The organism is Qipengyuania rhodophyticola (assembly GCF_042493225.1).
GTDB lineage: Bacteria > Pseudomonadota > Alphaproteobacteria > Sphingomonadales > Sphingomonadaceae > Erythrobacter.
The window spans coordinates 751,686-764,497 of record NZ_CP170454.1 but is presented as its reverse complement, the minus strand read 5'-3'; the positions used below and the strand labels follow the sequence as shown (position 1 = coordinate 764,497).

Below are 12,812 nucleotides of genomic sequence, written 5' to 3'. Positions count from 1 at the left end.
TCGTGTTTAACGTGATCTTTACCACGGACGCCCAGAAGCAAGGTGAAACCAGCACTTTTTTGGGGGCAGACCGTCCATGGACAGGCTTGGCGGCACAATCGGATCGCACGATAGTTACGATGACAATGAGCATGATCTTGCCGATGATGGCGCGAGCGCAGAAGCGCCGCCCTCGCCGGTCGGACAGGATGAGCGGCGCATGCAAGTGCGCGCTTACAATCATTGGGCGGGCCTGCTTGGCGACAACAACTTTCCTTCAATCGGTTCGCTAGAGCCTGAAAAGCTTGATGATTTTGGGCCGTACTCCGTCCTGCTCGACTTTACCGGCGGGATCGAAGACCCTGCCATCCGCTTCCTGGGCGGCGAGCTCGCCTCGGAATGCGATGCCGACGAGAAGATTGACACGCTGGCAGATGTGCCCAGCCTGTCACTGCTGAGCCGGATCACTGACCACTACATGCAAATCCTCGCGAATCAGGCCCCAATCGGGTTTGAGGCAGAGTTTGTGAATCAGCGCAGCCGCACCGTCCTGTATCGCGGTATCCTGCTGCCGTTCACTAGTGATGGGAACACGATTGATTTCATCTTTGGAGTGATCAACTGGAAAGAGATGGCCAATCAGGACGAGGCTGATGAGCTTCTGCTTGAGATTGACCAGGCGCTAAACACTGATGTGACCGGCCCCGAGATCTCTGAAGAAGACGAAGGTGATCATGCGCCTGAGCTTGAGGATCGTGTGATGGCTGATCCTGACGCCGATCTCGCAGGGCTTTCTGGCTATAGTAATGCCGATCAAGAACCGCTCGAAATTGCTGGAAACAGCGACCACGCCCCGATGGCAGATGTAGCGTCCGACGATGCCGTGCTGGATCTTGGTGCATTTGCCGCCCAGCAAGACGGCGATGATGTGCCGGTGGAGCTTCCTGTGCCAGCCTTTGGCGCAGCAAGCGATGAAAGCCTCGAAACCGAGGAAGAGCCAGAAGACGAGAATCCTGACAGTGATGAGGACGCAGCAGCCTTTGAAGGCGGCCATTTTGTCGCGCTGGATGAAGACGGCGAACCCTATGACTATGGCCTGTCCGAGTTCGGCGATGAAGCCCCTCTGGAAGACGTCGATGATGTGGTTGACCCACTTGCTGATGAAAAGGCCAGCGCCGGTCTGACTTCACTGGTTAGCCGCGGCGACAAAGCCAAAGCGCCGATCGGTCTTTCGCTTGACGCGCTCGCTAATCAGCCTGCCATTGCTGAAGAAATCGAGCCGGAATATGCAGCTACGGAGCACGGCTTTGGCCGCTCCGGTAACGACGTCAGCGCTCCGGGGGGCATGCCTCCTGCGATCCCATCAGAATATGTACCGGAAGAAACGCCGGTTTACCAAGAGACGCCTGCATACGAGCATACGCCTGACCAATCGCATTACGACACTGTTGTCTCTGGCGACCTGGATCCAGAAGAGCCGGCGCCAGAGTTTGAAGCCCAGACTGAAGCCGAAACCGCCTATGAGCTTTCTGAGGAGAGCATCGTAGAAGACGAGCCGGTCGATAACGAAGCCGAGCCAGATGCCAGCCCGCTTGAGCTGACCGAAGAGGTCGCGGTCGCTGAGCCAGAAACCACTGAAGAAGCGGTTGAAGACATCGTTCCGGCAGCGCCAAGCCTCGACGAGCTATGTGAAGCAGAGCCCGACGGGCTCTATGATACGCTTGCCGTGGCACGCGAAGCCGCCCAGCAAGCGCGCTCTACCGAAGATCGTAGCCGCAAGGCGCTCTATGATGCAGTTGGCCGCGCCTATGACTTCAGTCTGGAAGCGCAATCAAACCCGGATGATTTTGCCGAATTGATCGCTGAAAACGGCCTGAGCGTCCAAGAACGTGCACCGATGACACCGATCGTGAAGCTGGTGTTCGGCGCAGATTACGACAAAACGCGCCTCACTGAATATGCCACTGTTCTCGCCTATGCTCACCGCAATGGTGTGGAGCGCGGGGGCCTAGTCGATGTCCTGCGCAGCGCAGAGGGCGGCCTTAAAGGCATCGTCCAGGACGAACGCCGTGCCCGCCGCGAAGAAGCGGGCGAAGCGGTCGAGCCGAAGGGCGTCATACGCGCGGCTTTGGCCAGCAAATTGCTCGAATTCGAGGCGGTTGAGCTTGACGATATTGCGGAAAATGACGGCGCAGAATTTGCGCTACTCATGGTCCGCCGAACCGAAACCGGTGAAATTGAAGTCGTCGGCGAAGTGCCCGATGACGTGAAGCTGGTCGAGCGGGCTGCACGCAAGCTCCTGAAGTAGGCACCGCTGTTTACAGAACAGATTTGCGCTTGCGCGATGGCGTGGCTGACCGCTAGCTCATCGCAGCATTAACAATGGCATGATGGGCTTCGCCGCTTAGAAGCGAGCTCAATGGCAGTTGTTATGGTCACGCAGCGGGGCGCAATGAGTATCAAGCGAATGGTTATTTGGATAATCGGCGTCATCATCGGATTGGCGCTGCTCACCGGTCTTGCAATTCTCATTGGCGTGCAGACCAATGGCGCTGGTACGTTGAACCGGGTCGACCGCGTACTAAACGGGTTCACCAGTGTAAGCGCGAGCGAGCCGATTTCGTTCGGTGATCATCCTCAGCAACGCCTGTTTGTTTTGAGCGATAGCGGCCAAGCTGACACGGGCAATGATGCAAAGGCCAGCACCAAACCTCTGCCGGTGATCATCTTCATCCATGGGGGCAGCTGGTATCACGGCGACCCGGAGTATTATGGCTTTGTCGGCCGCACGCTTGCACCAAAGAGGCACGTCGTAGTCAATGCTGGGTACCGGCTTGGTGATGACGGCAAATATCCCGCCATGCTCCAGGATGCTGCGAGCGCTGTAAAGTGGGTCCACGACAATATCGCTGACTATGGCGGCGATCCCGAACAGATTGTCCTCGCCGGACATTCGGCAGGGGCCTACAATGCGGTTATGGTAGCGCTCGAGCCGCGCTGGCTTGAGCGGGCTGACCTTTCAGAGCAGACTATCAAAGGCGTCATCGGGCTCGCTGGTCCTTACGATTTCCTGCCGTTCACCAGCGACGGTGCAAAGCGCGCATTTGGTGATGAAGAGGATCCATCGATCACCCAGCCGGTGAATTTCGCGCGCAGCGACGCGCCGCCGATGTTGCTGATGACGGGCGATGCCGACACCACTGTCAGACCGCGCAACACTCAAGCGCTTGCCGAGGCTTTGCGCGAACAGGGAGGCCGGGTTGCGACTCATGTCTACCCCGAGGTCAGTCACGCGCGGATCATCATGAATCTGGCGAAGCCGTGGGCGGGCAGCAACGACTTGGCTGACCGCATCAGCACCTTTGTCTCAGAAAATTCCGCGACAAACAACGCCGAAAGCCCTAGTGAAGAGGCGGCTGAAAATGACTCAGCTTCAGCACCAGTTCAGGCCGAAAGCCGCTAGGGATACGCTATGATAAGACCCGTGCTCATTCGCCCAGCAATCACCGGTGCGAGCCCTTCTGCCGTCTCCCCGGCCATCAACCCGCACCGCGGCTTGTTTTCAGCCTTCCTGGCGCTGGCGGTCGCCGCGCTCTTGCTGGCCAGCCCAGCGCGCGCTCAATCGATCTTGCGTGATGCCGAAACTGAGCAATTCCTGCGCGATATCTCTGCACCGCTGGTTGAGGCATCTGAGCTCGAAGAGGGCAATGTCGACATTGTTCTTATCAACGCCCCGTCAATCAACGCTTTCGTCGCTGGCGGCCAAGTCGTTTATTTGCACAGCGGATTGATCGAAGCGGCCGATGACGTAGGCGAAGTCCAAGGCGTAATCGCTCACGAGCTTGGCCACATCACCGGCGGGCATATCGTGCGCCGCGGCGAAGGAACGCGCGCCGCAAGCAACATCTCAATCCTCTCACTCCTCGCTGGTATCGGCGCGGCGCTCGCAGGCTCAGGTGACGCGGCCCTCGCAGCGATCTCCGCCGGACAGCGCGCGGCACTCGGCAAATTCTTGGCTTACTCGCGCAGTGAAGAGAGCAGCGCAGATGCAGCTGGTGCGCGTTATTTGTCGGAAGCGGGCATTTCAGGTCGCGGCTCGCTTGCATTCTTCAGCAAGCTCCAAAATCTCGAATTTCGCTATCAGCGCCGTCAGGATGATGATGCGACTTTCACCCGCACCCACCCCTTGTCGGGCGATCGCATTGCAATCCTGCGCGACAGCTATGAGCGCGATCCCGCATGGGACACTCCGAGTGATCCCGAGCTTCAGGCGCGCTTTATTCGCATCAAAGCGAAGCTCTCAGGATTTCTCGCTGATCCAAATGCAACCCTGCGCGATTATCCGGTCGCCGATCAGAGCGTGGCGGGCCGTTATGCGCGCGCCTATGCCTATCACAAAAGCGCTCAGGTTGATCTTGCTCTGGCCGAAGCAGAATCGCTCATCGCAAGCGCGCCAAATGACCCCTATTTCCTTGAGCTCAAAGGGCAGGTGCTGCTCGAGTCTGGGCGCGTCGATGAAGCACTGCCGCCGCTGCGCCGCGCCACAGCGCTTACCAATTCCGAGCCGCTTATCGCGGCAATGTTTGGTCATGCGCTGATCGCGACGGAAGATGAGGCGAATTATCCAGAGGCTGAGCAAGTGCTGCGCGCATCGGTCTCCCGTGACCGCTTCAACCCCTTTGCCTGGCGCCAATTGGGTACTGTGTACGCGGCCAAAGGCGACATGCCGCGCGCGCGCCTCGCGAGCGCTGAACAACAAGTCATGAGCCGCCAATATTCGCAGGCCATTCGTAGCGCACAGGCAGCCGAATCGGGCCTTCCAGCAGGCTCACCGGACTGGATCCGCGCGCAGGATGTTGGCTTACAGGCACGAGCACTGCTTGAGGAGCAATTGGAGCGCGCCGGGCGCTAAATGAAATAGATGCGCGTGTTGGCCAGACGCGCTAAGGGCTGATCCCATGAAACAGAACCTCCTTTCCGCCGTGCTTGCGCTCATTTTTGGTTTCGCGGGCGCGGGGCTATGGGCCATCAGCGGTCTCGGCAATGGGCTGACCCGCGAATATCTGGTCGCCAATCCGGAAGTTTTGCCCGACATGGCAGAAGCTCTGCAGCGCAAGCAGGGCGCAGAACGCCTTGCGCAGGTCGAAGGCGAAGTGACTGCCGCTTTCCCGGGCGCCGTTTTGGGCAATCCCAATGGCACTAAAACGCTGGTGAAATTCACCGACTATGGTTGCGGATTCTGCCGCACCAGCCTGCCTGATATTGAGCGCTTGATCGCCGCAGACCCTGACCTGAAGGTGGTGGTCCGCGAGTGGCCGATTTTCGACGGCAGCGAGCAAGCCGCACGCATCGCTCTGGCCGCCGCAAAGCAGGGCAAATACCCCGCCTTTTACAACGCGATGTTTGCCGCCGGGGCGCCGACCCCAGCGAACCTCGCCAAAGCGGCAGGTGAAGCAGGGCTCGACATGGACGCAGCCATCACCTTTGCCCAGTCGGACGAGGCTTCGGCAGAAATCGCCAAGAACATGACTCTGGCGCGCTCATTGGGCTTTGGCGGAACGCCGAGCTGGGTCGCGGGCGATCAAGTGATGGAAGGCGCGGTTGGCTATGATACTTTGGCCGAAGCGCTGAGCACAGAAGACTCCTGATAATGCGCGGCGTCTGCACATTGGCGCTTGCGCTGATTTTGAGCGCATGGGCAGTTCCCGCAGCCTCGCACGCTCAAAAAAGCTCGATCCGAGCGCTACAAAAACTGGATGCGCAGTTGTTTTCGGTAGGCTGGAAGCTGGTCACTGGCAATGCGCCCTATTGCAAGAACGCGGCGCCCGCGATTGGCCTTATGCTGCATGATGCGCATAGTTATGGTCAGCCTGAAAAGGTGCGAGAAGAACTGGGTTTGACTGGTGATATCGGCGTGCAGGCGGTCGCCCCATGGTCTCCTGCAGCGCAAGCTGGCGTCCCGATCGACGCGACAATCACCCATCTTGACGCCGCCACGGTCACCGCAACATTTCCGCCCTCAGATCCGCTTTGGCAACGCTTAACCCGTATCAATGATACGGTAGACCGCAGCTTGGCCGAGAATGGTCAGGTCGCTGTGATCTGGAAAACCCGCGATGGCGGCGAGACAGTGGCGCTTTTGCCCGGTGTCGCGGCCTGCCCCACTCGCTTCGAAGTTCTGTCCAAAGGAGGGCGCGCTGTCGCCGATGGTAAGCGCGTGATCTTGGGCCGAAAGTTTGTCGGCTTCAGCTATGACGAGCCGGAATTTGCCGCAGTCGTCGCGCATGAGCTGGCGCATAATCTATTGGGCCACCGCGCTTTGCTTGACGAGCTGGGGCGCAAGCGCAAGTTCATCCGCCTGACCGAGCGTGATGCCGACCGGCTGATGCCGTGGCTGCTCGCCAATGCAGGCTATGATCCGTGGGCCGCCGCACGCTTTATGAAGCAATGGGGCCCGAAGCACAGCGGCGGAATTTTCCGCAAGCGCACGCATGATGGCTGGGACGAGCGGCTCGAATATATCGAGGCTGAGATTGCGCTGGTCGAAGATGCAATTGCTCGCACCGGACGCGCCGACTGGTCGCAAGAATTCGTCCAATCTACCGATGGGTATTCACGCGACCAATAGGCCGCGCAACGCACAAATACTAAGCCGCCTCATCCTCAAGTGCTGATTTGTAAATCGAGGCTAGTGGCTCGGCCATCACCCGGCGTACCATCGGCTCGAAAAACTCCAGTGGCTCGCTGTCGTATCCAGGGTCAAAGGCAGCCTGATCATACTTCTCGCAGAACTCCGCGCAGGCATCATAATAAGGATTGCCCGCATATTTATCACGCAGATTGCGGTCCATGCCGAGGTGGTGGAAGTAATAATAGCCTTGGAACGCCCCGTGGTTCTGGCAAATCCAATGCAGCTCCTCTGTCACAAACGGCTTGAGGATCGCGGCGGCCACTTCGGGGTGATTATAGGACCCCAGCGTATCGCCAATATCATGCAGCAGAGCCATCACCACATATTGCTCGCTGCGGCCATCGCGGTGTGCGCGGGTCGCAGTTTGCAGCGAATGCTCCAGCCGGTCGACTGGGAAGCCACCAAAATCGCCATCGAGCAGCCGCAAATGATCGAGCACGCGGTCCGGCAAATCCTTGGCAAACTCGCGGTATTCGCCGCCAATGATGGCCCAGTCCTCAGCCGTGCCTTCTTTCATCTCCGTAAATTTGGCGCGGCTCTCTTCTTTAGTGTCGATGGCACTCATCGCGACTCTCCTTCGCTTTACCGTTTCGGGCGCAGTGTAACGGCTGGCGTTTCGTACTGCAATTCGTCTAAGAGAAAGCGTAATGGCCGTTTTGCCGATCACACCAACGCCGTTCTTCGCGAATAAGAACAGGGCCTTCTGGATGCTGCAATTGGTCGGCTGGGGCGGTGCTTTTCTGCTACGCGCTGTCTCGGCAATCGCCAACGGCCAGCCGCCAGATCGCCTGATTATCATTCTTATTGCGACGATTACGGGGTTTTCGCTGAGCTTGGTTCTCTCCGTCATTTATCGCAATCTAATTGGGAAGCGCCCAGTCATCACTTGGGGCCTAACCGGCGTGACACTGGCTATTGCGGTCGGAATATATGCCTTTATCGATAGCTGGGTGCTGGATCTGGCGAGCCAGGACACGGATAGCAATTTCGTGCTGCTGTTTGTCGGGATCTATTTTTACGACCTCACGCTGCTGGGCGCATGGTCAGCGCTTTACTATGCGATCAACTTCTTCGTGCAGGTCGAAGAACAGCAAGATCGGCTCGCTCGGCTCGAAATGCAGGCCACCAGCGCTCAACTCGCCATGCTGCGCTATCAGCTCAACCCGCATTTCCTGTTCAACACATTGAATTCCATCAGCACTCTGGTTTTGCTCAAACAGACAGAACCCGCAAATGCCATGTTGACCCGTCTCTCCTCCTTTTTGCGCCATACGCTGATTACCGAGCCGACCGGCAAGGTGACGGTTGCGCAGGAAGTCGAGACACTGAAACTCTATCTCGATATTGAGCGGATGCGGTTTGAAGACCGGCTCCAGACAAACTTTGAAGTGGATGAACAAGCAGCGACAGCGCAAATCCCTGCCATGCTGCTCCAGCCCTTAGTTGAAAATGCCATCAAATATGCCGTGACCCCGCAAATGGACGGCGCGATGATCACGCTCACTGCGCGGATTTTTGGCGGCAGATTGCGGATGGTGGTTGCTGATGACGGTCCGGGCATCGCCCAAGGTACCGCTTGGGGTGACGCGCAAAGCCGTGCGATGGCCATGGCTGAGCAATCGCGCCGTACAGGCTCAACGGGCGTCGGGCTGGCCAACATCCGCGACCGTTTGGCGCAGGCTTATGGCCCCACGCATACATTTGAGATTCGCACGCCGGAAGACGGCGGCTTTGAAGTACTGATCGATATACCCTATGAAACAGAAGGGGATATCGCGCCGGGGGGCGGGATGATACGAAGACAGGGTCACCCACAGGGATCGCACCCTGAACCAGCGAGCGTTGCCGAACGCGAACCGGTTCCACAAAGCGCAGGAAAGTCACTATGACCATTCGCACATTACTCGTTGATGATGAAAAACTAGCCATTCAGGGCCTGCAGCTGCGGCTCGAGAATTTCGACGATATCGACATTATCGACACCTGCCAGAACGGGCGCGAGGCGATCCGAGCAATCAAAACAAAGAAGCCCGATCTGGTCTTTCTCGACATTCAAATGCCGGGCTTTGATGGTTTTTCCGTGGTCCAAGGCGCGATGGAAATCGACCCGCCGCTCTTCGTGTTTGTGACCGCCTATCAAGAGCATGCGATCCGCGCGTTTGAGGCGAATGCGGTGAATTATCTGATGAAGCCGGTCGATGAGGATAAGCTCGCTGATACGATTGAGCGCGTGCGGCAGCGCCTGGCTGAGAAGAAGTCATCGGAAGAGGCAGAGAAACTGCTGAATGTACTGGCTGAAGTGGCCCCGGATGCCGCGCAAGATTATAACGCAGACGAAGGCGAAACCGCGAGCCGGTTTGAAAAGCTTATAAATGTGAAGGATCGCGGGCAGATCTTCCGCGTCGAAGTCGATACGATTGAGCATATTGAGGCTGCGGGCGATTATATGTGCATATACACGGGCGACAATTCGCTGGTCCTGCGCGAAACGATGAAAGATCTCGAGCGGCGGCTTGATCCGCGCAATTTCCAGCGCGTGCATCGCTCTACAATCGTCAATCTCAACCAAGTTCGCCAAGTTAAACCGCACACCAATGGCGAATGTTTCCTGGTGCTGGAAAGCGGGGCCGAGGTGAAAGTCTCGCGCAGTTACCGCGATGTTGTGGCAAGGTTTGTGCATTGATTTATTGATTTTTTGGTTCCGCACGCCCTCCGGCGTGCGATATCCTCGCGGCCAGCGGACAAGTCCGCGCCGCTGCGGACGCACAGTCGTGCTTGCGGCTCGCTGATCGCTCGCCGGAACAGTCCTGATCACGGGGGTCGGCTTGGTCGCGGAGCACGGGCCACGACCAGTGGCCCGCAAGGCCAAGGGCCGCCCGTAGGTGCCCGTAGCGAAGCGGAGGATCTGCACCGAGGACGCACCCACGGAGGTGGGTGCGCGGAACAAAAATCTTTGCGGAGACAAAGACTCACGCGTGTCTCGACTTTGCTGGACACCAACGGGTAAGGAGCCTCGATGACCACATTCACTCTCCCCGGCTTTGACCTTGACCGTTTTGTTGGCGGCACACTTGCAGAGGACTTAGGCGAGGGGCTGCCCGGCGGCGGGCATGACGTCACCTCTGAAAGCGTGATCCCTGCCGACGCGCGGTTTGCGGGCGTCATGGACAGCCGCGATCCTATCGTCGTCGCCGGGCTTCCTGTGGCAGAGGCTTTCTTCCGTGCGCTGGACCCGTCCGCAGAAATCGAACTGCTCGCCCAAGATGGCGACGTGGCGGCGCCGGGCACAGACTTAATGCGGCTAACCGGCAATGCGCGCGCTTTGCTGACCGCGGAACGCAGCGCGCTTAACACCGTCCAGCACCTCTCCGGCATTGCCACCATGGTCCGCGAATATGTCACTGCGATGGACAATGCAGACTGCACGCTCCTCGACACGCGCAAGACCATTCCCGGCCTGCGCCACCTTGAAAAATACGCCACACGTCAAGGCGGCGCGAGCAATCACCGCATGGGATTGTGGGATGCAGCCATGATCAAGGATAATCACGTGGCAGTCGCGGGCAGCGTCGGTGAAGCGGTGCGCCGCGCAGTCGCCGCCGGGGTAAAAGAGATCATTTGCGAAGTGGACCGGCTCGATCAGATTGAACCTGCGCTGGAAGCCGGCGCAACCCGGTTGCTGCTCGACAATATGGAGCCCGATACACTGCGCGAGGCGGTGGGGATGGTGGCGGACCGCGTACCCACAGAAGCCAGCGGCGGGATTAATCTGGACACGATCAAGGCCAAGGCCGCCACCGGCGTGCAATTCGTGTCGGTCGGGCGCCTCACTCAGAGCGCACCAGCGGCAGATATTGGGCTGGACTTCACACCGCTATAAGTGCGGGCTAGATTTACCAGGCTATCAACGGGGGTAATCCATGCGGCCACAATCCATCATCTGGTTCGAGCAGCTTTATCTGACATCGCTCGCCATCGGCGCGATTAACGGCGCGCTATCGCTGAGTGAAACTGTCGCTCAGCTCAATGCCGATCCAGCCATGAGCCAATATGGCTTTGGAACCGGGTTTGTCATTGGGACCATGGTGTTCAGCATCGCCATCAATCTGCTGCTGTGGTTTCTGGTCGCCAGAAAGGGCATTGAAGTGGTGAAGTGGATCTTGGTGGTCTTTCTTGTTGGCGGCCTGCTCTTCCTGCCGTCAGGCCTCGCCACTATGAACATGGTCGCAGCGGGGGTCGCCTTGATCCTCACCGCGATGCAATTTGCCGCAGTCTATTTCCTGTTCCGCCCAGACGCGAAGGAATGGTTCGCATCGCTGCGGGGTGAGCCAATTGAGAAACCTGAGCGGGGCGTCGATATCAAGTGAAAGCGAGCCAGTTTTTGTGGCTGGTGTGCGCGCTTGCCGCGCTTATGCCCGGCGCAGCCAATGCGCAGGCCTATCAATGCCGCATGCCCCAAGTGACCGAGGCGCCCCGCATTGAGCAGCGCGGACCCGCTCGGCGTCTGCCCGTCACGGGCTATACGCTGGCGCTGAGCTGGAGCCCGGAGTTTTGCAAACCGCGCGAGGGGCAACGCGCGCATGCGCTCCAATGTTCGGGCCGCAATGGCCGCTTTGGCATGGTCGTCCACGGGCTCTGGCCCAATAGCGGGAATAGCTGGCCGCAATGGTGCGGGTCACGCTCGGGTGGGGCAGCGCCGCGCCCCACCGGCGCGCAGATCGCGGGCGCGCTGTGCATGATGCCGTCAACGCGTCTGGCCGCGCGGCAATGGGCCAAGCACGGCAGCTGTATGGTCCCGCGTCCCGAAACCTATTTCAAGGTCACGCGCATCCTATACGATTCGCTACGCTTTCCCGATTTTGACCGGCTGTCGCGCAAGGATGGCCTTACCGCAGGCGATCTGCGTGAGTGGTTTCTTGTCGCAAACCCCAGCTGGAAGGGGCGGCGGCAGGCAATCGGCATCAAGATCAACCAGCGCGGCTGGCTGCAGGAGCTCAGACTTTGCTACAATAAGCGATTTATGCCGACCGCGTGCGATCGCGGACGGTTTGGGCCAAAAGACGGTACGCGGGTCAAAATCTGGCGGGGGCTTTGAATGGCTTACCAGCTGCCATTACTTGCACTCGAGGCACCAGACTGGGCTGGCGGTGTCGAGGCCCCAACCACAAGCCGTGAAAACGTAGCTTGCGCATAATGGCCATTGGCTTTGTCAGCCTTCCAATCGCCGGTACCCGGACAGCCTGCGTACCACATCGATTTGCCGCTGCGGGTGCTACACTGGTTGTAAATGCCCGCTTTGAAATAGAGCGAATCGCCCGCGTAAGCGTAAGGGTTGTCTAGCGTGTTTGCTGGGCGGACCAGACTGCGCACGTGTCGCACGGTGCCGAGGCGCTCATTGTGGAACGTCAGGTACATCGTGTTGCGATGAACGTTGATCGTATAGCTAAATTCTTCCCCCAAAGCGATGCCGCTTTCGCCGGGATCTTGCCGGCCGTCCCAGTCATAGCCGAACACCGGCACAGCCAGATCTGTTCGGTCCGGGTTGTCTTTTGCAAGGTTGAGTTCGTAAGTCCAAAATACCGAGCCAGTCTCGTGCTCAGGGAACTTCTTATAGTAGATTTTTATCGGTTCATTGCCGTACCCAAAGCCGCTTCTTGTGCTCTTATGCTTCACAGCGTGAATTTGCCCGACGACCGCCGAGTAGGCTGAGCGTTTGTCGGGATCGCCCGCCGCGGTCGAAACGTGGTCAACCTTGAGAGTGGCCTCTAGCTTTCCGCCAACCGAGCCGAATTTGTCCGAACCCTTCCGCGCTTCAACAGCAAAGTTGTTTGCCGGTTCATGCGTGCCGATGCGTGTGTTTTTACCGCGCAGCATATGGCGCAGTTCGCTACGAGTGTTTGTCGAATTGGCTGTGGTTGGCGCCTTATTAGGCGCTGCAAACACCATGCCCCCGGTGCTATCGAGATAGAAGAAGTTGGGATGTGAAAATTTGCTAAGCTTTGCGACGCTGATCTCGTCAGGCTTACCATCGTCATTATCGTCAGAGGGGAGCGTTATTTTCCATTGATCCAAACTGAAGGCATCGGCGGGCTTTGGCGAGGCCTCGCTGCTTGCATGCGCAGCGATAGGCATCGCGCAGGCG

At 58.5% G+C, this 12,812-nt stretch carries 12 protein-coding genes; 10 read left to right on the top strand and 2 right to left on the bottom strand.

Annotated features, from left to right (window positions below; all coding sequences use genetic code 11):
* Positions 1–76: 76 nt before the first annotated feature.
* The 5 genes from ACFCXQ_RS03615 (at position 77) to ACFCXQ_RS03595 (ending at position 6,607) form a co-directional block, all read left to right on the top strand.
* Entirely contained in the window at positions 77–2,287 is a 2,211-nt protein-coding gene (locus ACFCXQ_RS03615) for a PAS domain-containing protein (protein ID WP_379553172.1), read from the top strand.
* A 111-nt stretch (positions 2,288–2,398) separates the two neighbouring features.
* Positions 2,399–3,442 (top strand): alpha/beta hydrolase, encoded by a 1,044-nt coding sequence (locus ACFCXQ_RS03610; RefSeq protein WP_379553170.1) that lies wholly within the window; start codon positions 2,399–2,401, stop codon positions 3,440–3,442.
* A 9-nt stretch (positions 3,443–3,451) separates the two neighbouring features.
* Positions 3,452–4,891: a M48 family metalloprotease gene (locus ACFCXQ_RS03605; RefSeq protein WP_379553168.1), complete on the top strand. Its 1,440-nt coding sequence runs from the start codon at positions 3,452–3,454 to the stop codon at positions 4,889–4,891.
* Between the two features lie 46 nt (positions 4,892–4,937).
* Positions 4,938–5,627, top strand: coding sequence for a DsbA family protein (locus ACFCXQ_RS03600; protein ID WP_379553166.1), 690 nt, complete (start codon positions 4,938–4,940; stop codon positions 5,625–5,627).
* Between the two features lie 2 nt (positions 5,628–5,629).
* A complete protein-coding gene (locus tag ACFCXQ_RS03595) occupies positions 5,630–6,607 on the top strand; it encodes a hypothetical protein (RefSeq protein ID WP_379553164.1) in 978 nt (325 codons plus the stop codon).
* A 19-nt stretch (positions 6,608–6,626) separates the two neighbouring features.
* Here ACFCXQ_RS03595 and ACFCXQ_RS03590 read toward each other — a convergent pair whose 3' ends face one another.
* The gene (locus tag ACFCXQ_RS03590; RefSeq protein ID WP_379553162.1) at positions 6,627–7,235 is read right to left on the bottom strand and encodes an HD domain-containing protein; all 609 of its coding nucleotides are present in this window, start codon (positions 7,233–7,235) and stop codon (positions 6,627–6,629) included.
* Positions 7,236–7,317: 82 nt separating this feature from the next.
* Between ACFCXQ_RS03590 and ACFCXQ_RS03585 the strand changes: the two genes are divergently transcribed.
* From ACFCXQ_RS03585 to ACFCXQ_RS03565, 5 genes are all read left to right on the top strand, one after another.
* Positions 7,318–8,559, top strand: coding sequence for a sensor histidine kinase (locus tag ACFCXQ_RS03585; RefSeq protein WP_379553160.1), 1,242 nt, complete (start codon positions 7,318–7,320; stop codon positions 8,557–8,559).
* A complete protein-coding gene (locus ACFCXQ_RS03580; RefSeq protein WP_379553158.1) occupies positions 8,556–9,353 on the top strand; it encodes a LytR/AlgR family response regulator transcription factor in 798 nt (265 codons plus the stop codon). Before ACFCXQ_RS03585 ends, ACFCXQ_RS03580 begins: the two co-directional genes overlap by 4 nt.
* Positions 9,354–9,686: 333 nt before the next feature.
* Positions 9,687–10,550 carry a carboxylating nicotinate-nucleotide diphosphorylase gene (gene nadC / locus ACFCXQ_RS03575; protein WP_379553156.1) on the top strand — a complete coding sequence of 288 codons (864 nt, stop codon included), beginning with the start codon at positions 9,687–9,689 and terminating at the stop codon, positions 10,548–10,550.
* Positions 10,551–10,590: 40 nt separating this feature from the next.
* Entirely contained in the window at positions 10,591–11,037 is a 447-nt protein-coding gene (locus ACFCXQ_RS03570) for a hypothetical protein (protein ID WP_379553154.1), read from the top strand.
* Entirely contained in the window at positions 11,034–11,765 is a 732-nt protein-coding gene (locus ACFCXQ_RS03565; RefSeq protein WP_379553152.1) for a ribonuclease T2 family protein, read from the top strand. Before ACFCXQ_RS03570 ends, ACFCXQ_RS03565 begins: the two co-directional genes overlap by 4 nt.
* 5 nt (positions 11,766–11,770) lie before the next feature.
* On the opposite strand, the gene ACFCXQ_RS03560 is transcribed toward ACFCXQ_RS03565, so the two are convergent.
* Entirely contained in the window at positions 11,771–12,802 is a 1,032-nt protein-coding gene (locus ACFCXQ_RS03560) for a polysaccharide lyase family 7 protein (RefSeq protein WP_379553151.1), read from the bottom strand.
* Between the last annotated feature and the right edge of the window lie 10 nt (positions 12,803–12,812).